Below are 19008 nucleotides of genomic sequence, written 5' to 3'. Positions count from 1 at the left end.
CTTTTTAATATTATCTTTTTAATGTTTCTTCTTGAAGATAGTAATTATCTTCTAGGAGAGAGTAATTTTAAGGAGAAATGTGCCCTAATTGTGACTCTCAGCTGTGTTAACTGCAGACAGCTTATTCGGGGCTCTTTATGGAACTTTGAGGCCGTAGACTAATAATTAAGTCTATCGGAGAAGATTTATCGATTCATTTATTTTTTCAGTTATTCTAACAAATATAACCGATAATATAAGGAGAACTAATAATTGAAATTCTTATTTTGAATTCCCGTGCCCTTTTTTAACTATTATTCTAGTTCCTGTATATTATTTTTTAATCATGAATTTTCTTCACCTTTTATAAAGGAAAATAAAGTATCATCAAGTTTTAAAGCCTCGGTTTAGAGTAATATCTAGATTATTGAATAAAAATCTAGATTATTGAATAAAAGTATACTTATATTTTAATTTTGCAATATAATATTTAGTCCCAGCTTGCCTTTCTAAAATGAAGGTAAAAGTTGATAGGCGATAAAATGAGAATTTAAAGATCTTTATCCTTTATATTTTAAAGATCTTTCTTAAGAAGAAAAATTCCAAAAACGTTGAATACTTCGAAAAGTTGAAAAAAGTGAACTTTAGGGAAGTTCATACAAATACGCGGCACCTGCTGTTTTTCATAACACCATGACTGCCTCGGATTCCTTTTGGAGTCCCTGAAACAGGAATCGCTAATAATCCCTTGCAGGCAACCCGTCAGCGGCCCTTATATATTTAAGCGGTTGTACGACAGTAAAATTACGGTTGCCGTATTTTATTGTAGGGGCTTAGACATGCAGGTCAAACCGCAAGGATCGACTGTAGGACTGAAAACCCAAAATGAAACGGTTGCGAGGCGGTGTCAAGTACTGTGTCAATGAGGGTTATGTTCCTTGCATCAAAGAATTTTTCAGACAGTTCCTGAGGGCGGTTTCAGGGGCCATCTGAAATATCTTTCTTATTTTTAGGTAATTTTTTCAGGATAAGATGATATAAAGAAATATGCTTTCAGAATAATATTATGTTTTTTTAGGATTATTTAGATCATTTTGTACTTAGATTAAGCCCAATTATCCCTACTACGACAACAAAAAGAGAAACAACTTTTTAAAGCATTTACAGGCTCCTGAACCCGAAAATTCCGATCACAGTGATAAGCGCTGTCACGAGCCTTGCCCAGACTGCGTATGCAATGCTGATATCCATGCCTTTAATGACCAGAGTAAATAAGAAGAAACTGATCGCATAAAACGCAAAAATCAAAATTGAAGGCAGTAATCTTAAAAAACCTTGTGAAAGTTCCATACAGGTAGTTCCGCAGACCTCAAATAAAATTGCCAGTAAAAGCAGGTAATAAGAGTTTGTCATTTTATTATTTCTTATCTCTTTATTTTTTATTTTTTTCTTATATCTCTCTCATATTCATTATTTATCACCTGCTTGTTAGGATCAATCGGCAAATTTTTACTTATATTTTACAGAGTTATACCTTTCCATAGCCCGAAAAAAGGCTAATATATCCGAATTTTCGTCAAAATTGTTATATTTAATTTTTTTCCAATAAAATCAGCAATATAAGATCCAGAAAGCTTTCTTTCGTTTGCAGGTCTTTATTTTTAGAATTCTAAATTCTTTGCAGATATATTTATATATGATAAATGCTTGGGAAATAGTGGTAGTAAAAATAAAGAGTCATATAATCTGTTATTAAAAACTTATTTTTGTTTTTAATAAAAGAATGTATAGATCTTATTTTTATAGCAACCTACACGAATCCGCTATAAGCGGAGGTGAAACGAAAATGAGTTTTAATGACAGAGGGAACTCTTTCAGGGGAAGAGACAACAACCGGGGAAACAGAGATAACAACCGTGGAGGTTTCAGAGGTGGCAACAGTGGCCCCAGAGAAATGCATTCCGCAGTTTGTTCTGACTGTGGTGTAGAGACACAGGTTCCATTCAAGCCAGCTGAAGGAAGACCAGTTTACTGCAGAGACTGCCTACCAAACCACAGAAAGTTCTAATTCCAGAAATTCCAGAATTTTCTCTTTTTATCATATCACTGGAAAACCTCCTGTAACAGGGGTTTCCAAACTCCTTTTATTCTAATGTATAATCTTACACGACATGGTTTTTCTCTTTGAAGAAGCAGCTTCTATTTTTTTGGTTTTAGTGGATTAATCTTATATAGTATGGAAATAGTTATATATTTTGTAAAAATAATGAGACATATAATCTGTTATTAAAAACTCCGTTTTTGTTTTTAAATAATAAGTTATATCTGATCATGTTTTTATCTAATACATGTATCCGCAATAGGTGGAGGTGAAACGAAAATGGGTTTTAATGACAGAGGAAATTCTTACCGTGGAGGCAACCGAAATAGTGGCCGCGGGGGTTTCAGAGGCGGCAACAGCGGTCCCAGAGAAATGCACAAGGTTATCTGTTCTGACTGCGGTGTTGAGACTGAAGTTCCATTCAAACCGACAGAAGGACGACCGGTTTATTGCAGGGATTGCCTGCCTAACCACAGAAAGTTTTAAACAAAACTTCTTAACATAATATTAAAGTAAAGTGTTGATTATTAACTATCAGCATTTGCTTCACTTTTTATTATGTGTTTTACCATATGGCTGGTAAAGTGCATTAGAACTCTGAACTTTTATCAATTTAGCACTTGTTCGTTTAGTGGGATATCATCTCGTTTGCACGTATTTTTATAGAGAATTATTGTATAAAAAATGCTCTAAAGGGTTTTGAAGAACTTCTCAGCATGTAAGTCAAACAGTAACTGAAGGATCTTTAAGGATCTTTGGAATATGAAAGTTTCCTGAGGTTCAGGGCTTTTCAGAGATTCTAGATTTCCAAGGATTTCTTTAATACCTGTCTATTTACGAGCCTCAACTCAAAGTATGTGAAGCAGCCACAGACACAGAAGGTTGGAAACTTCAACAAAATAAAGCAAATCCTAACAAAAAATAGACGAGTAATACCAAGAGGAATTAACCTGGCAAATTATCGAAGTAATATAAGAAAAAGAAAAGCAGGAACTGGACGTAACGTACCCACTACTCAGGAAGTAACAAGAGTACGCACACCACGTAAAGAGAACCACGAAGTTCTAGCAACAGTATCAAGTTTACTTGGCTCAAAAAGAGTTACATTGCAGTGTATGGATGGTATAGTCCGAATGGGCCGTATTCCCGGATCCAAAAACAAAAAAATGTGGATTCACGAGGGAGATGTAGTAATTGTCGCTCCCTGGGAAATTCAGGATTCCAAAGCCGATGTGATCTGGAAATATACAAGACCCCAGGTAGAATGGCTTGAGAGAAGAGGGTACCTCAAATAAGTACCCGACCCCACAGTAAAATTTTATAAAATTAGTTTGCTCTTACTACTCTGGTTTTAACCAGTTTTCGGTTAAACCTCTCTTCTCTTACATATTCCCTTCAAATATTTATTTTTAATTTCCTCAGCTTACCTTTAAGCCCTCAACTTAATTTTAATTTTTTCCAATATCTCTTAATTTTTTCTAGCTTGCTTTAATTCCTTCAAATATTTGTTTTTTTAACTTTCCTTCCTTTAATCCCTCTAACTTATTATTTTATTTCTCAATTTTCCTTTATATATACAATAGAATTCAACTTGCAATTTTAATCTCTGTCCTCAAGAGATTGTCTGGAAAATTTCAAAAATTGGGTTAAATAAGGCATCTCTAATGTAGCATCACTTTAGGTATGATCTTGATTTTTATGAGTAAAACTTATATAATTTGACTGTATACTAATAGCATTAAAAATAAAGAGATGTATAATCTGTTATTAAAAACTAGTTTCTGTTTTTAATCAAAGAGTAATATACAGCCTTATTTTTAAACTATTGACTATCCGCTGTAAGCGGAGGTGAAAAGAAAATGGCTTTTAATGACAGAGGAAATTCCTTCAGGGGCAGAGACAGCAACCGTGGAGGTTTCGGAGCTCCCAGGGAAATGCACACCGCTATCTGTTCTGATTGTGGCGCTGAAACCGAAGTACCTTTCAGGCCTGACCCTGACAGACCAGTCTACTGCAGAGACTGTCTTCCTAACCACAGGAAACCCAGAGAAAACAGATACTAATATCAGGTTAACTCAAAAAGTCCTATTTTTATAAATTATGTCCGTTTCGTTTAGCTTGACCAGGCAAAACGGACTTCCTTCTTTTATAACTCATATTGGATAATATATCCCGCTGAAACACTTATAACGAATAATAGAAGCAATATGATCAATACATCCTTCTTATCTTTTTCTTCTTTAAACAAGACTAATAATCCTACACCGCCACTAGCGCAGAGTCCAGCAATCACTGAGCCATAAGTAATAACACCTTTGAGATACAACATCGTTATCGCGACAGAAGCAGCACAATTTGGAATAAGTCCGAATAACGCCACTAAAAACGGTTGGAAAACACTATTTACTAAAAATATTTCTTTGAAAGTTTCTTCACCCATTTGAGCAAAAGCAAAATTTATTGCAAACGAAACACTAAAAATAAAAATAAAAACATTGACTGTATGGATTATTGGGTGAAGGATAACCTCTTTTGGATTAAATTTTAATGAAGAAGGGCTTGCGCTGTGACCACAGCAAGCTTTTTCTTCTAGGATTGTTTCATGATCATGATATTCGTCATCATATCCTTCTGCATATGCCTTTATATGGGCTAAGATCTCCCTGTTCGATTTTCTAAAAGCAAAATCAACAGCATATCCACCGATTAAAGCGATAATAATTTTTGTAATTATCAGAGGCACAATAATTTTAGCCTTTTCTGGTTGAGAAAGAATTATCGGAATTGCCTCGTCTGAAGTGGACAAATAAACAGCAAGTAAAGTACCAATAGTGATTAGCCTTTGCGTGTATAGAGCCGAAGCGACAACAGATATTCCACACTGAGGGAAACTACCTGTCACCGCTCCTATAGCAGGTCCAAATATTCCAGCCTTTTGTACCGCTTCTCTGATATTGTTTGCATATTTATATTCAACTAACTCAATTCCAACGAAAATAATAAAAAGTAATGGAATCATTTTTGCGCTGTCTGTTAAAGCTTCCAAGAAAATATCAAACAAATGAGCTACTTCCATCTAATGGCCTCTACTTCGATTTAGTATTCCATTGTTCTCGGGTTTCTTTGTTCTTCACTGCACCAAATTTGTGAAGTAAACCTTCGTAACCTTTCTCATCCTATCGATTTTGCCAATAATCTATTCTCTTAGTGAATCCTAGTCTGGAAGTTTCTTCTTCAATATTCTCAATATAGTCTTCCCAATATCTAAATCGAATAAAGTATAACTCTTGCTGAACTACTCTTGTTGAACTTTCTTATTTTATTCTATCTTTATGCGACAATTAAGTTGATCCAGAGATTTTTTTAATAAGATATTCCCCTGGAATTTCTCAGATATATAATTATACTTTTATAAATGTATATAATTTATGTGAAAATTAGACTCTCCAACAATAACATTTATCCATTATAAAAAAGATTAGAGATCGGGGGAATTTTTATGGAAACAATGGACGCAATTTTTACCAGGAGAAGTATCCGCAAATACTTATCAGATCCGGTAAATCGGAATATGATTGAGAACGTTATAAAAGCCGGAATGAATGCACCTTCCGCAGGAGACGAACAGCCTTGGCATTTCGTTATAATTGATCAATACGATCTGCTTGATAAAATCTCAGAGTTACATCCATATGCAAAAATGCTGAAGAATACTCCGGCTGCATTGCTTGTGTGTGGGGATCAGCGCGCTCCTAAATTCAAAGATTTCTGGATTCAGGATTGCTCGGCTGCAAGCCAAAACATGCTGCTTGCCGCCCACGATCTTGGGCTTGGAGCCGTCTGGATCGGAGTTTATCCTGTTGAAAAGATGATCCTTGAATTAAGAGGTTTGTTAAATATTCCGGCGCATGTAACTCCGTTTTCTATTATTGCAATGGGTTATCCAGCAGAGGAAAAATCAGGCAGAATGAGGTACGATACTTCCAGAATCCATAGTAATTCCTGGTAAATTTCCGAATCTGCCGAAGCCGGAATAATACTTACTGGAATCAGGCTGGCCTCCAGCTAAATTCCTGAAGGTATGTACTTTATTGATGTAACTTATACCTTTATTATTTTTGCCGAACCTCATTTACTTTTTATTCTCCGAATTGAACTTTAATATTAATTATTAGAAATTTTTTAGAAACATTCATTAACTTAAGGAGATAATTAAGTGTAAAATTAAAAAATAATGTAGATTAAGTGTGAAATTAAGCAGTAGTGCAAAAGAGGGCTGGTTTATGAAAAAGAAGTTGATATCAAGTCTTATTTTTCTTATAATTCTTTTTGCTGCACTGCCTTATTCAGCCGGAGCTGCCAATGAGAATCTTCTTAAATATACCAGCTCCGGAAACGCTTTTGGAGGCGGAGAAAATCTTCAGATTGACCAGAATATTCAGGGAGACCTGGTGCTTGCAGGGTCCAGGCTCGAAATAAACGGGAACACGGGAGACGATTTCCGGGGTGCAGGCGGGGAGATAATTGTTAATGGAAACGTTTCAGGAAATATTATCGCAGCCGGAGGCTCTATCCGGGTAAATGGTAATGTAGGTGGAGATGTTGAAGCATTCGGCGGCCAGATTTTTCTTTCTCGGGACAGCGTGGTTGAAGGGGATATCCTCCTGGGCGGAGGGGAAGTAACACTTGATGGGACTGTTAACGGAAATGGGAAGGTCTCAACAGGCACCCTCAAAACCGGAGACGGCTTCAAGCTTAAAGGAAATCTTTCACTTCAAGCCGATAATTACCCATCCAATCTAAAAGATAAGGTTGGGGGAAACCTGAATATTTCACAGGTAAATGTGAAGGAAGAACAATATGAAAGTATTTCCGAAGGGTTTAGCATCTTCTCTTTCATCTTCGGGCTGCTCGCGTCCCTGGTTCTGGGTCTGATCCTTATCTATCTTTTCCCGAATTTTGTAAGCGGGCTTGCAGAGATTCTAAAAGATTCGCCTTTGAAGACGGGAATATTGGGCTTTCTGGCTCTAATTTTCCTTCCAGTAATCTCGGTAATTTTACTGTTTACTTTCTTTGGGTGGAGCCTTTCAGTTCTGATTATTCTGCTCCTGATACTTGCGCTTCTTATTGCTACAGTACCTGTGAAACTGCTTGCAGGCAAGGTAATCTATAATAAAATCTTAAAAAAGGACGCCGGAAAAATGGTATACTATCTTGTCGGAGCAGTTATATTTGCAATTGCATATGAAATTCCCTTATTGGGAGGACTTATACGTTTTATTGCACTCGTCATAGGATTAGGGGCAATAGTAGCCTGGCTTGCAATTCGAGCAAGACCGACAAGTTAAGCAGGCAGGCTTTACAAGTGGCAAAAATTTCAATTTTTTTCTGTCCATTTGGCTTTAAGGCATATCTTGAATTAATTAAAAAATCTGAAAATTTAGAGCTAATTTGAAAATTTGGAGAAAATTCTGAGAAAATTTGGAAAAAATCTGGAAGTTTGAAGACTACCTGGGAGTTGGAGAAAAACTGAAAAAGGGAGGGAAATTTCAGGAAAGAACTTCTTCCCTGTATTTCTCGAATCCCATTCTTTCAAGAAGTTCTCCGAACCTCTCTCCGTCAAGGCCTTCTCTCCTGTAATACTCAAAGGTTTTTTCAAGGACTGAGAAAAGCTGCTCCTCGTCTGCAAGTTCAAGAAGCTTTATCCCTTGCATAGGCTGGCGCCCTGCCTTGCCTCCGACAAAGATCGTGCATCCGGTTTTTTCTGCTCTCAGGGCATCTTTCCGGCAGGCTGCAATACATGCTCCGCAGAGTATGCATTTTTCTGTATCTATACAGGCTTTATCTTCCAGGACTTTTATTGCTCCCACCTTACATGCCTTTTCACAGCGCTTGCAGCCCACACAATTTTCCTCGATAGTTTCAGGCCTTACATTGCCCATGATCCCGAAATCGTTTTCCTGAGGCCTTACGCAGGCCGAAGGGCAACCTGTTACTGCAATCTTGAGTTTTTTAGGGACAGCTTCCCCGAAGTATTTCTCATCGATCTTGCATGCTATGCTCTCGCAGTTGATCAACCCGTTTCTGCAGACCCTATCTCCCTGACAGGCGACCACGGCTCTTACCCTTTTTCCTGCAGAGCCTCCTGAAATACCCTGCTTTTCAAGTTCATTGTTTGCTGCTTCCGCATCTTCAAGTTTAACAAAAGGAACCTCAATCTGCTGCCTTGAGGTTATGTGGATATAGCCAGATCCATATTTCTCGGCTGCATCTGCAATTGCCCGCAACTTTTCGGCGTCCAGGTTTCCACTTACAACCTTCAGCCGCATTGAAAACATATTTTCCTGTCTCTGGGGTAGAAATCCTTTACTTTTAAGTAAAGACACATCTATTTTTTTTTCACTCATATAAGATCACTCGTTTAAAAAACAAATATTCTTGATGTATATATATTTATTGTATATTATCCATCTTTATTAATATATTTAATCATTTACCCGACTTTGATAATTTGAAAAATTGGGACGTGGATCTATACCCGAGAAAACAAGAGATTTGGATCAGGTAAGACAAGATAACTTGATCGTTGAATATGGGAGAAAAAGTCAAAGGAAAGAAAAGGCGTTGAACTGCACGAGTACCATATAAAGCGTAGTCCCTGTAAAGATGCTGAGCATGGCATTTCGTTTCCAGAAGTGCAGCCCGGCAACGACACCTATGGTTAATAATTCAGGAATCCCATACGGAGCTGTCAGCCATTGCACGTCCTTTAAGCAGTAGATCACAAGTAGCAGGAGGATCATAGGAGGCAGATTTTTTTCAATAACCGAAAGCATCGCAGGAGGTTCCCTTGAGCCAAAACAAATGAACGGGAGAGCCCGCGTTGCAAAAGTCGCAAGAGCTATAATCGCAATAGTTATGAACATTTGAAGGGTGTCCAGCATTAGCTTTTCTCCTTTATTTTGCCTTCAACAGATTGTGAAGATGAATTGATCGGTCTAATTTCCTTCTTTTGTGAAGTTTCCTGTGTTTTCTGGGTTTTCTGCTCTTTCTGGATTTTCTGCATTGACTTTTCCCTGCCAATCAGGATCAGAGTCCCAAGAATAATTGAGGCAAGCAGCATATTGTCAGGATTGAAAAGAATAAGGGAAAGTGTTCCTGCACCCACGGCAGCTATGAAGGGAAAACGTGCCTCTGAGTTGAAATATTGCTCTATGGTAAGCACCACGAATAGCGCAGTCAGAACAAAACTCATTCCTTCAAGATTAAGATCCAGGACAGAACCAAGTGCAGCTCCTAGCACGGAACCTGCAATCCAATAGAGGTGGTCAAGTGCTGCAATATAAAAATAAAATCTTGACTTTGAGCTGCCCTGCGGGACGTCTGTTGTGGTCAGGAGAGCATACGTTTCGTCGGTTAAAGCAAAGATCAGGTAAGGTTTGACCCTGCCGACTCCGGAAAACTTCTCAAGCAGCGACAGCCCGTAAAAAGCGTGCCTGAAATTGAGGAGCAGCGTGGCTATGGCAAACTCAGTTAGTCCTGCGCCGGCAGCAAGTAAAGCTACTGCCAGAAATTGGCCCGAGCCTGCATAGACAAAAAGGCTCATAATAAAAGCGTAGATCCAATGATATCCTTCTCCGTCAAGCAGAAACCCGAAAGCCATTCCGAGGGGTATGTATCCAAGAAGCACAGGAACTGTGGTCTTGAAGGCGATGATGAAAAGATCTTTATTTTGCTCGCCTGCTTCCTTTTTGTCTTCCCAGTTTCTGACCATGCTATCTATCTTCTGCTACCTGTGCTATAATTCCTTTTGAAAAATGAAAAACAGGGATTATATTTCTCATATATATCTTTTGCCAGTATAGAATTACTTCCGGGAAAATGAATTTTCAGTTTGCCCATGGGTAGATATGAAATCTTCCAGAAAAGGAGTCTTCGGATAAAAGGAAAGTTCTGCTGGAACTTTTAAATATTTATAGCTATTTATAGAGTCTGAAATTTATTCTTTTAGGATTTATTTCCTAATAATTTCCTGATAATCTCTGTAAGTTCTCAATAATTTATATTGATTCTCACTTAGATTCTCACTTAATTCCTTTCTAATCCTCAAACCTTTTTGGAGAAATAACAGTGGATGACTGGATTATTTTAACCCTTATGCTTTTCCTTGGCCTTCTTGCAGCTTATCTACTTTTTAAATATATTGCTCTCAAAGGCCGAACCGAGTCCCGTGCCAGAGAGCTGTACGAAACCTGGCAGGCGAAGGAGATGGAACGCCAGGTTTCCGAAAAAGCCGAAAACCTCTTCAGGGCCTGGAAGCTTGATGAGGAGAAAAAGATTCGCCAGGACGCCGTAAAGAAAAGTGAAGCCGTTATCCGGGGCAAGGTTACAGAACACCTTATCCCTTATTTCCCGGATTTTGAGTACAATCCCAAGGATGCACGTTTCCTCGGTACTCCTGTGGATTTCATTGTTTTTGACGGCCTTTCAGAGGGAGAAATGAATAAGGTGGTCTTTGTCGAGGTCAAATCCGGAAAAACCGGAACTCTTTCCCCGAGAGAAAAGCTTGTCAGGGACTGCATAGGCAGAGGAAAAGTAAGCTATGAGATTATCCACAACAGGGAAAACAATTGAGTGATTTATTCCCTTTTTCCGGATTTAGTTAATTGCTGCTCTTCTTAGCCCCGGACTCTCACTTGTCGCAAACGATCGGCTTTTCCGAAAAAACGAATGAAAAGACGTAAACCCAAAAGAAGAAAGAATTATTTTTGGAACAATTACGCTGAAGAATTCTGCCACATCTCAAATGTTGTGGTATGAAAGGATTCCCAAGTAATGCAGGAGAGAAATGGTAAGTGCTACAAAGCTGAGGATCAAAAACACACTGGATATCCTTATAAGCTGATATTTCCCCTCAAGGATTCTGAGCTCAAAATCCCGGCTGACTTTAACTTCCCCATTTTCCAGAATTGAGGCCTGGTACAGACTGCGGAAATCTACAGTACTTTTGATATTTTGCAGATCGAGGGAATAATAGTCCAGAAGAAACTCCTCCTCAGTAACAAAAATCAGAAACTATCATCTATAGGAAATTGTCAATATATAACTTTGTTTTTATTGTCTGGTTAGAATATAAATACAAAAAACAAAATATCTATTAAAAAATCTAGGATAAATAAATTAATGATGATAAAAACAAATTAACAGTAAAATCAGAAAAACGAGCTGCCCACTGCTAAAGAAGAGCTGGATATTTTACCTCAATTCTTTCCAGGGCGGGAGAGATTTGATCTCCCATTCAATCAAAGCCGATCAGTTCCAGCCGCGCCTCGGTGCGGGACAAGAACGGTCTGGATATACTTTTCTGGTTGTTCCGTGATAATGTCAACAGGTTAAGAAGGGAGCGTCGAAAAAAGTAAAATCTGGATAATCTGGAAATTTGTCTCTCTTTATCTCTTCACTCCAGCTTCCCCTCTGGCATATAGCACCCAAAATAGGTATTTTGCTCTACTTTCTTCAGGATATTATTAATGTTTTCAAGCGTGGCTTCCATCCTTTCCATCCTCTTTTCAATTTCCTCGATTCTAGCAAGAATTTCCTGGTCTGTAGTCATAATTTCAATCCCATGTATTTTTTACAATTTAGTTTAATAGAAGCTTTTGATGTGTATTCCAGTGTATATTCTGCAATCATTTTATAGTCAACGTAAAAACTCACCGCTGGCTGATTTAAGTAAAATCAAGGTACATTTTTCTGGATAATGAAATATAAAGGGGGATGAAAAATACCATGCTGAGAATTGCAATAACCGGCAGTCCGGGTATTGGAAAATCAACAGTTGTGGCAAAAGCTGCTGAAAAACTTGCCGACAAGCCGGGCTTCAAAATAGGCGGCATCCTGACTGCCGAAATCCGGAAAGAAGGGCAGAGGGAAGGTTTTTCAATCAGGGACCTTGCTACCGGAAAAACCGGAGTCCTGAGCAGCGTCAGAGGAAGTGGACAGAGAGTTGGAAAATATCATGTCAACCTGGAAGAACTTGAAAAGATCGGGGCAAATGCTCTCAGGAATGCCCTGGACTGTGACCTGATAGTTATCGATGAGGTCGGGCCGATGGAGCTCAAATCCGAAGCTTTCGTTTCGGCAGTTGAAAAAGTCCTGGAATCCGATAAACCGGTTCTTGCAGTGCTGCATCGGTCAAGCAGTCACCAGCTGGCTCAGAGGATGAGGAAAGAATTCGAGGTTTTGATGGTTAATGAGGAAAACCGGGATGAACTGCCCGAAAAAATAGCAAACTGCTTCAGGGAAATGTGATGAAACTGATCCTCCTCGTCCCGCCTGTCGCTATTAACAGAAAGTATCGTATTCTGTACCGGAAATATTTACGGAACAATCTCGTCCGAGTTCAGGGTGCACTTCAGAGTTTCCTATCTGATCAAAGAAAAGTAAACTACTAAGATAAATAAGTTGCTCGAATAAAGTAAGCTTCTCGGATAAGCAGAGCCTTCCTATTTATCTAGCTCTCTGAAAAAACCGTAACCTGGTCCCTGGCCAAAAATTTATTCCTTCATCAAAAGCTTAATCAAATTTTTATAAAAGAAGTAGCCCGTTTTGCCAGTCATTGATAATTTTGGTAGCAGTCCTTGTTTCATCCACCTCGCCTTTCTTTTGCAGAAAATTACACTGTTTGCCTATCAGTTCAAGTACATCATAGGATGTCTCATCTTCGATTGTGATATTGTAGAAGGATTCAAGGGCTGTTTTATTTTCGGCAAGCATTTTTTCAATCATCTTCAGGGCGACTCCAATTTTATCCTTAAGGTGGGTTACATCCTTGATTCCGAGCAAGCCTTGGAGATACTCATCTTTCTCATCAAAAGGAATCACTCCAGGCGTATCTATGAACATGATGCGAGAGCCTGCGCCTATATGCTGGACGCCTTTTGTGTGGCCCGATACAGAAGATGTGCTAGCCCGGTGCCTGCCTGTAACGCCATTGATTACCGAGGATTTGCCAACATTGGGATAGCCCAAGGTGCCGACCAGAATATCCTGCTCTTTTATACCGGCTTTTGTAGCGGCCGATGCAAGGATCTGGTGCCTCAGCATTGTCGTTCCTGACCTATCCTTGCTGGAAACAAAAATTACAGGTGCAGTTCTCGAAAGGCGGGCTTTAGTTTTTTCGAGTTTTTCTCTTGATACAAGGTCGGACTTATTGATTACTATTATAAAGGGTTTGTTTAAGCGGGTAATCTCGTGTTCGACTTCGCTATTTCGGGTCTCATCAGGAAACCTGGCATCGATTACTTCAAGAAGGACATCAGCTTTTTTGATAACATCTTTTACAAGGGCTTTGTAGCTCGCCATATACCTGGCTATTGTCACAACCCGGTATATGAAGATAGTGAGATATGGCTCCAAAAGGCGAGTGACTTTCAATAGTCCACGGGACCCAATAACTATCACTTCTTATGATTATTCAATCTTTGACTAATAGTTTTATAATAGTTCTACAATTGTTTAAGATAGATCTGTACTTAGAGGATTTTACTGTAAAGGCTCGGCTATACAGTTATTTCTTGCTTTGAAGTATAATTTCTTACTGAAAATAGAAGTTTTCGTTTTGAATAAAAAGGTCTCTAACAAAAGCAAATGATACAATAAGAGAGAGAAAAATGTCAGATAATGATTCTTTATTTATGAAACGAGCAATCGAACTTTCCCTTGAAAATGTGAAAAAAGGAGGAGGCCCTTTTGGGGCAGTAATCGTCAGAAAAGGGGAAATTCTTTCAGAGAGCTGCAACTTGGTTACTGCACTTAATGACCCGACAGCCCATGCTGAGATAAATGTAATAAGAGAGGCAGCCAGGAAACTCGAGACCTTTGATCTCAGCGGCTGTGTTATCTACTCTTCCTGCGAGCCTTGTCCAATGTGTCTTGGAGCCATTTACTGGGCCAGAATCGATAAAGTTGTTTTTGCTAATACAGCTTCTGACGCTCAAAAAATTGGTTTTGCGGATTCTCTTATTTATAAGGAAATCTCCCTCCCTCCCCAAGAGCGAAATATAGAGTTCCGCCAGCTCTTCAGAGAAGAGGCCTTGAAGGCATTTAAGGCTTGGGAAGAATCCGAAAATAAAATAGAGTACTAAAGAGCTAAAACTAAGGCTTAAAATCAAGAACAAATCAATAATCAAATCCGACAGTAAATTCTATCGGGTGTAAATTTTAATATCAAAAGTTTTTCTATAAATATTCTTCTGAAGGAAGCTTTATTTACTGATATTTATTCCACAAAACTTAAGCTTCCTGCTTTTATTTGCAGGCTAACCTTTTTCTGATTTTTATTTAGCGGGAAACCCATTTCTTTCATTGGCGTATAATTATAATCGGGGCTAGATTCACAATAAGAGTTTTCCATCCAGATAATGGGGGACTCACTAAATTCTACATGAAACTTTAAATGTGTTGCTGCACCTTTGTATTATAGAAAATAATTTCAAAAGGGATTTCCTGAGAAATGTCTGAAAACAAAAGCAAGTACATCAGCTGGTTTGAAGAAACAACAATTGATGATGTACTGCTGATGGGTAGGAAGAATACTTTCCTTGGGGTTGACAGGGATTCTGAACTTCTTGCCGCAGGATTTGATAAGTGAGATCCAGGGGTTATGAAGATTATGGCAATGACTGTGCAGGGAGCAAAACGGAATGGAAGATATAATGGGACTTGCGGGCAGGCTCCAAGCGACTTTCCTAAATTATGGAGTTTCTGGTAAAACAGGGAATAAATCCCATTTCACTTAATCCCGGTTCAGTCATGAAAATTACCCTTAAGGTTCTGGAGATTGAAATAGAATTGGATAGGTAATAAAATAACATAAAAAGAAACTTCAAAAACCGGGAAGATGATGAAGTTAGCTGGAAGAAACAAGACTAATATAGTTAAAACGTCTCTAAATAGTGACTTAACTGAGATTTTATATTAACTGTAATAGGAGAAATTCGAATGCCTTTCTTAAAATATTGTCCGGAATGCCATTCTAAACTCGAAAATAAGCTCTTTGAGAAGTTTCAGTATTGTCCTATATGTGGATACTGGACAAAAAAGGAAACTGTAAGACTGGAGCCATTCATAATCATGGAGTGAGATCGAAATGTTTGAATCTTCTGTAGAATGTACCCGATGCGGTACACCTCTTAAAAAGCAGGTAATTGGCTCAAATGTATTTTATTACTGTAGAAAATGTGGGTGTACTTCTTCGTCTGTTTCTTCTAGTGTGTCTTCTCAACGTGTAACTCGGCCGATAATTAATTTTTGAAAGATTTGAATCTATAAATAACTCTCAATAACTCTCAAAATCGGAGACTTCCAGCAAAACCAGTCTGGTCAATTAACTAATGTCTTGGACTGGCTAGTTTTGCTTTAAATTTTTCATTTAGCTTTCTTATAATTAGAAATTCATTTTGTTAAACAAAAGATGTTTACTATACCTGTTGAGGTAAGATCTACTGCAAGAGCTGCAAGCAGAAGTCCCATGAGCCTTGTAAAGACCAGCATCCCATTATACCCTATGAATTTATGAATCCTTCTTGAGAAGAGGAAGATGTACAGGCAGACAACGAAGGTCATTATGATTGATATTAGAATTATTATTTTTTGCTGAATATTTTCTGTGCTTCCCATCAGGACAATTACCGTACTGATTGCACCTGGGCCTGTAAGAAGGGGAAGGCCTATAGGAAAGACCCAGATATCTTCACGTTCTAGGGACTGCGAAATTTCCTCTTCAGTAATACTCTCTCTTGAGACTTTGGCATGCATCATATCGAAGGCAATGCTGAAAAGTAGGAGCCCTCCGGCAACCCGCAATGAATCCACACTAATGCTGAACAAGTCAAGTATTATACTGCCAGTTATAGCAAAAAAAAGAGCGATTAGACACGCAAGTGTGACAGATTTTTTCGCAATTTGATTTTTTTCTTCATGTGTCATCTTGCTGGTCAGGGAGATGAAAGTTACTACTCCGCTGATTGGGCTGACAACAACAAAGACAGATGTGAATGTGAAGATGAGAAACCCGATATTTCCAGTAATCATCTCACTTGTCATCCTTTTACTCCCGCCGTTTTATCGCTATCTAACTTCTAAATATACTTACCTTGTTGTATATTTACTTACTGGATTTTTGTAAAACTTTTTTCTGCTTCGTTTAAATTACATGCCTAACTCGATAGTGCGTATTTGTACATATTTTAAGGTTGACGATGTATTCGTTAACAGGTAAAGAAAATAAGCATCTCTCTCAGTTTATAGGGTTTATTAGGAAAACTCAACTTATTGTTACATAATCAAGCACTAATTACACGAGGCTAGTGATTGGGATCATAAAGCCTAGATAGAGAAGGAGTAGGATAAGTCCTTCAAGCTTTTTGATTTTCCAGCTGGTTCGTATAAAAAGGAGGAGCAAGGCGCTTATTATCAGCATAAAAGGTGCTATATAGTAAACAACGAGGTAGTTTGTCGTGATAGGGTGGACAAGCCCTGAACAGCCTAGTATCAAAGATATGTTCGCAATATTTGATCCTATGACATTTCCAATAGCAATGCCACCATAATTACTTCGGGCTGCTGAGACGGTTACCATGAGTTCGGGAACTGAAGTCCCAACTGCAACAAGGGTTATTCCTACAAGCGTCTCCGGAACTTCCAGCAGCCGAGCGAAGAAGATTGCTTGTTCTACAAAATATTTCGCCCCAATTATAATTGCAGCTCCGCTTGCAATAAGCTTAAAAAATTCTATTAATATATTTGCTTCTGAAAGGTTCTCTTCTATAACATCGAGGTCAGCATCTTCGTATTCAAACTCGGTTTCGAATTCAGCTTCAGTTCTCTTTTTAGTCTCGAATTCACCTTCGTTTCTTTTTTGAGTGCTTTTTCCGGTTTCCAAGATGCTTTTTTTCGTATTTCCTAAGCCTTTATTTCCTCTTTCGTACTTCTGGATATGGAGGTTTATCCTCGATTTTAAATTGGAAAGGTACTCAAATTTGAAAAAATAAATCATAAAATGTTTAAAATATATGTCTTCTTCATGTTTTCTCACTTTATCAATCAGGAATAAAATGTAGGCAAGATAAAATAAAATAAAAATTAAGGCTTCTAATCTCGAAATTCTAAAGTCAAATATAAAAAGGAAAAGAAGAAATGAGGAAAATAACATTATATATCCGTCTCTTTTCAACATAACTTCTTCTGTCCTGATATTTGTCAGAAGAGCAGCCGCACTTGCAATCAGCCCTATATTGGCAATGTTTGACCCAAGTATATTGCCCATAACTATTCCACTTGCTTGCTGGAAAGATGCTGCCAAAGAGGACGCAAGTTCAGGTACTGACGTACCCACGGACACAAGAGTCAATCCTATTACAAGCTCGGATACTCCAAACTTTCTTGCAATCCTGGATGAGGACAATACGAAGAAGTCTGCTCCTTTTACGAGCAACACGAGCCCGCCAAGAAATATGAGAATATTAATTACAGGCACATTGAATTGAGAACCTGAAAGTTATTTAAATATAACTATTTATATAAATTGACATAAAATTATTATCCTGAGAAATATTATATTTAAACATATCAAAGGGAAACACATCAAAAATAGATTATATAGAGAAACGCTTCAAACAAGCCTCAATTCCATCTCATAACAGCTTTCATTCTGGCCGCATATATTTTTTACCTGTTTAATTTCCCGAAAACCTATTTTTTTGTATAACTTTATAGCAGGGAGATTGTTTACATTGACATATAAGAGAACGGCTGATATTCCATTTATTTTCATTTCTTCGATACTACTCCTTAATAACCTCTCAGCAAAACCCATGCCTCTGAAGTTTCTGTCAGTTGCGATTGAAGATACTACTGAGTTTTTCTCAAAGCCTTTGAGGGAAAGTGTGGGTTTCAGGTAGTAGATGCAGTAGCCCACTATTTTACTCTTACTCTTCATAACGTAAAAAATATTTCTGGAATTCTTTGAATATCTTATAAGTTTTTTCGGGCTTGCGTTTTTAAATCCTTCAGCCTGGATCCTAAGAACCTCAGGAAGCATGGAGTCCTCTATAGAAACAATATCTTCTTTTTCTATTGATTTCCATTTTTTTACCATTAGATTACTAGTGGTATCTCGCAGCAATTTCTTAAGACTCATTAAATATCCAACTGACTGGGTGTGAATTCTTGTAATCCCCATAAAAATCACTCTTAAGGAAGGCTGTTAGTGAATCTATCTTTGAACAGTTTATAATTTCAAACCATTAAAAACTTACGACTTTATAATGACAGAAGTCTCCCCCAGCCTGGTAATTAAACGCACCTTAGAATATTCAATATTTATTTAAACATATCTTTTAACAAAAGATTAGTAAATAACATTAGAAAAAAGCTAAGTAAAACCAGCTTATTATGGTGCAAAGAGCGTTTAAAATAATCAGCTTTTTTAAGAAATGCTTTGTTTTTTTGATGGTTTGTAGCAAGAAGTTCGAGAGTTATTCTGAAAGAATGATAGAAATATAAGGAACGGATAGAGATGTAAGGAATGATAGAGTTAAGGAATGATTAATAAACCTAATATTAAAGAATTTTTAGTTCCATTTCATAACATATCTCTTTTGTGCCACATATATCTTTTATTTCTACATTTCTTTTGAAGCCCATTTTTTCGTACAACCTTATTGCAGGAAGGTTTTTTGTATTTACATATAAAAGAATTGAGGATATTCCATTTAATTTCATTTCTTTGATACTTTCTTTTAATAGTTTCTCCCCATAATTTTTTCTTCTGTAATTCTTGTCTATTCTAATTGAATAGATTACTGATTTTTTCTTAAAACCTTCTAGAGACAGAACAGGCTTTATATAATATATACAGTAACCTA

At 37.7% G+C, this 19008-nt stretch carries 20 protein-coding genes and 2 pseudogenes; 11 read left to right on the top strand and 11 right to left on the bottom strand.

Annotated elements, in window-relative coordinates; all coding sequences use genetic code 11:
• Positions 1-1140: 1140 nt before the first annotated feature.
• Entirely contained in the window at positions 1141-1392 is a 252-nt protein-coding gene (locus tag BP861_RS04170; RefSeq protein WP_292372876.1) for a DMT family transporter, read from the bottom strand.
• A 433-nt stretch (positions 1393-1825) separates the two neighbouring features.
• Here BP861_RS04170 and BP861_RS04165 point away from each other — a divergent pair, with 433 nt between their 5' ends.
• The 4 genes from BP861_RS04165 to BP861_RS04150 all read left to right on the top strand — a co-directional run bounded on the left by BP861_RS04165 (position 1826) and on the right by BP861_RS04150 (position 4143).
• Positions 1826-2047, top strand: a complete 222-nt coding sequence (locus tag BP861_RS04165) for a CxxC-x17-CxxC domain-containing protein (RefSeq protein ID WP_292372874.1) — start codon at positions 1826-1828, stop codon at positions 2045-2047.
• Between the two features lie 312 nt (positions 2048-2359).
• Positions 2360-2566, top strand: coding sequence for a CxxC-x17-CxxC domain-containing protein (locus BP861_RS04160; protein WP_011307491.1), 207 nt, complete (start codon positions 2360-2362; stop codon positions 2564-2566).
• A gap of 485 nt (positions 2567-3051) precedes the next feature.
• Positions 3052-3375 carry a translation initiation factor eIF-1A gene (gene eif1A / locus BP861_RS04155; protein WP_292373278.1) on the top strand — a complete coding sequence of 108 codons (324 nt, stop codon included), beginning with the start codon at positions 3052-3054 and terminating at the stop codon, positions 3373-3375.
• 564 nt (positions 3376-3939) lie between these two features.
• Positions 3940-4143 (top strand): CxxC-x17-CxxC domain-containing protein, encoded by a 204-nt coding sequence (locus BP861_RS04150; RefSeq protein WP_292372865.1) that lies wholly within the window; start codon positions 3940-3942, stop codon positions 4141-4143.
• An 83-nt stretch (positions 4144-4226) separates the two neighbouring features.
• Here the strand turns inward: BP861_RS04150 and BP861_RS04145 are convergent, their stop codons facing one another.
• Positions 4227-5156: a putative manganese transporter gene (locus tag BP861_RS04145; protein ID WP_292372863.1), complete on the bottom strand. Its 930-nt coding sequence runs from the start codon at positions 5154-5156 to the stop codon at positions 4227-4229.
• 423 nt (positions 5157-5579) lie between these two features.
• Here BP861_RS04145 and BP861_RS04140 point away from each other — a divergent pair, with 423 nt between their 5' ends.
• Positions 5580-6089 (top strand): nitroreductase family protein, encoded by a 510-nt coding sequence (locus BP861_RS04140; RefSeq protein ID WP_292372861.1) that lies wholly within the window; start codon positions 5580-5582, stop codon positions 6087-6089.
• Between the two features lie 274 nt (positions 6090-6363).
• A complete protein-coding gene (locus BP861_RS04135) occupies positions 6364-7428 on the top strand; it encodes a hypothetical protein (protein WP_292372859.1) in 1065 nt (354 codons plus the stop codon).
• A 201-nt stretch (positions 7429-7629) separates the two neighbouring features.
• On the opposite strand, the gene BP861_RS04130 is transcribed toward BP861_RS04135, so the two are convergent.
• The 3 genes from BP861_RS04130 to BP861_RS04120 form a co-directional block, all read right to left on the bottom strand.
• Entirely contained in the window at positions 7630-8487 is an 858-nt protein-coding gene (locus BP861_RS04130; RefSeq protein WP_292372857.1) for a 4Fe-4S binding protein, read from the bottom strand.
• 198 nt (positions 8488-8685) lie between these two features.
• The gene (locus BP861_RS04125; protein WP_292372856.1) at positions 8686-9024 is read right to left on the bottom strand and encodes a branched-chain amino acid transporter permease; all 339 of its coding nucleotides are present in this window, start codon (positions 9022-9024) and stop codon (positions 8686-8688) included.
• Positions 9024-9854: an AzlC family ABC transporter permease gene (locus tag BP861_RS04120; protein ID WP_292372855.1), complete on the bottom strand. Its 831-nt coding sequence runs from the start codon at positions 9852-9854 to the stop codon at positions 9024-9026. Before BP861_RS04120 ends, BP861_RS04125 begins: the two co-directional genes overlap by 1 nt.
• 356 nt (positions 9855-10210) lie before the next feature.
• On the opposite strand from BP861_RS04120, the gene BP861_RS04115 reads away from it, so the two are divergent.
• Positions 10211-10714, top strand: a complete 504-nt coding sequence (locus tag BP861_RS04115; RefSeq protein WP_292372854.1) for a Holliday junction resolvase-like protein — start codon at positions 10211-10213, stop codon at positions 10712-10714.
• Between the two features lie 823 nt (positions 10715-11537).
• Here BP861_RS04115 and BP861_RS04110 read toward each other — a convergent pair.
• Positions 11538-11693, bottom strand: a complete 156-nt coding sequence (locus BP861_RS04110; protein ID WP_292372852.1) for a hypothetical protein — start codon at positions 11691-11693, stop codon at positions 11538-11540.
• 176 nt (positions 11694-11869) lie between these two features.
• Here BP861_RS04110 and BP861_RS04105 point away from each other — a divergent pair, with 176 nt between their 5' ends.
• Positions 11870-12391: an NTPase gene (locus tag BP861_RS04105; protein ID WP_292372850.1), complete on the top strand. Its 522-nt coding sequence runs from the start codon at positions 11870-11872 to the stop codon at positions 12389-12391.
• A gap of 276 nt (positions 12392-12667) precedes the next feature.
• Here BP861_RS04105 and BP861_RS04100 read toward each other — a convergent pair whose 3' ends face one another.
• The gene (locus tag BP861_RS04100) at positions 12668-13444 is read right to left on the bottom strand and encodes a GTPase (RefSeq protein WP_292373276.1); all 777 of its coding nucleotides are present in this window, start codon (positions 13442-13444) and stop codon (positions 12668-12670) included.
• A 308-nt stretch (positions 13445-13752) separates the two neighbouring features.
• Here BP861_RS04100 and BP861_RS04095 point away from each other — a divergent pair, with 308 nt between their 5' ends.
• From BP861_RS04095 to BP861_RS04085, 3 genes and pseudogenes are all read left to right on the top strand, one after another.
• Positions 13753-14226: a nucleoside deaminase gene (locus BP861_RS04095; RefSeq protein ID WP_292372848.1), complete on the top strand. Its 474-nt coding sequence runs from the start codon at positions 13753-13755 to the stop codon at positions 14224-14226.
• Positions 14227-14681: 455 nt separating this feature from the next.
• A pseudogene (locus BP861_RS04090) lies at positions 14682-14944 on the top strand (putative PEP-binding protein); the annotation flags it as partial.
• 138 nt (positions 14945-15082) lie between these two features.
• Positions 15083-15223: a hypothetical protein gene (locus BP861_RS04085; protein ID WP_292372846.1), complete on the top strand. Its 141-nt coding sequence runs from the start codon at positions 15083-15085 to the stop codon at positions 15221-15223.
• Between the two features lie 312 nt (positions 15224-15535).
• Here the strand turns inward: BP861_RS04085 and BP861_RS04080 are convergent, their stop codons facing one another.
• The 4 genes and pseudogenes from BP861_RS04080 to BP861_RS04065 all read right to left on the bottom strand — a co-directional run.
• Complete coding sequence (locus BP861_RS04080) at positions 15536-16174, bottom strand: MarC family protein (protein ID WP_292373274.1); 639 nt, start codon at positions 16172-16174, stop codon at positions 15536-15538.
• A gap of 262 nt (positions 16175-16436) precedes the next feature.
• Positions 16437-17618, bottom strand: a complete 1182-nt coding sequence (locus BP861_RS04075) for a calcium/sodium antiporter (RefSeq protein ID WP_292372844.1) — start codon at positions 17616-17618, stop codon at positions 16437-16439.
• 135 nt (positions 17619-17753) lie between these two features.
• Positions 17754-18323, bottom strand: coding sequence for a GNAT family N-acetyltransferase (locus tag BP861_RS04070; protein WP_292372842.1), 570 nt, complete (start codon positions 18321-18323; stop codon positions 17754-17756).
• Positions 18324-18703: 380 nt separating this feature from the next.
• A pseudogene (locus BP861_RS04065) lies at positions 18704-19006 on the bottom strand (GNAT family N-acetyltransferase); the annotation flags it as partial.
• Positions 19007-19008: the final 2 nt, after the last annotated feature.

Source organism: Methanosarcina sp. UBA411, from assembly GCF_002495725.1.
In the GTDB taxonomy this organism is placed as follows: Archaea; Halobacteriota; Methanosarcinia; order Methanosarcinales; family Methanosarcinaceae; genus Methanosarcina.
The sequence above is the reverse complement of the archived record's forward strand: the minus strand, read 5'-3'. Positions and strand labels throughout refer to the sequence as shown.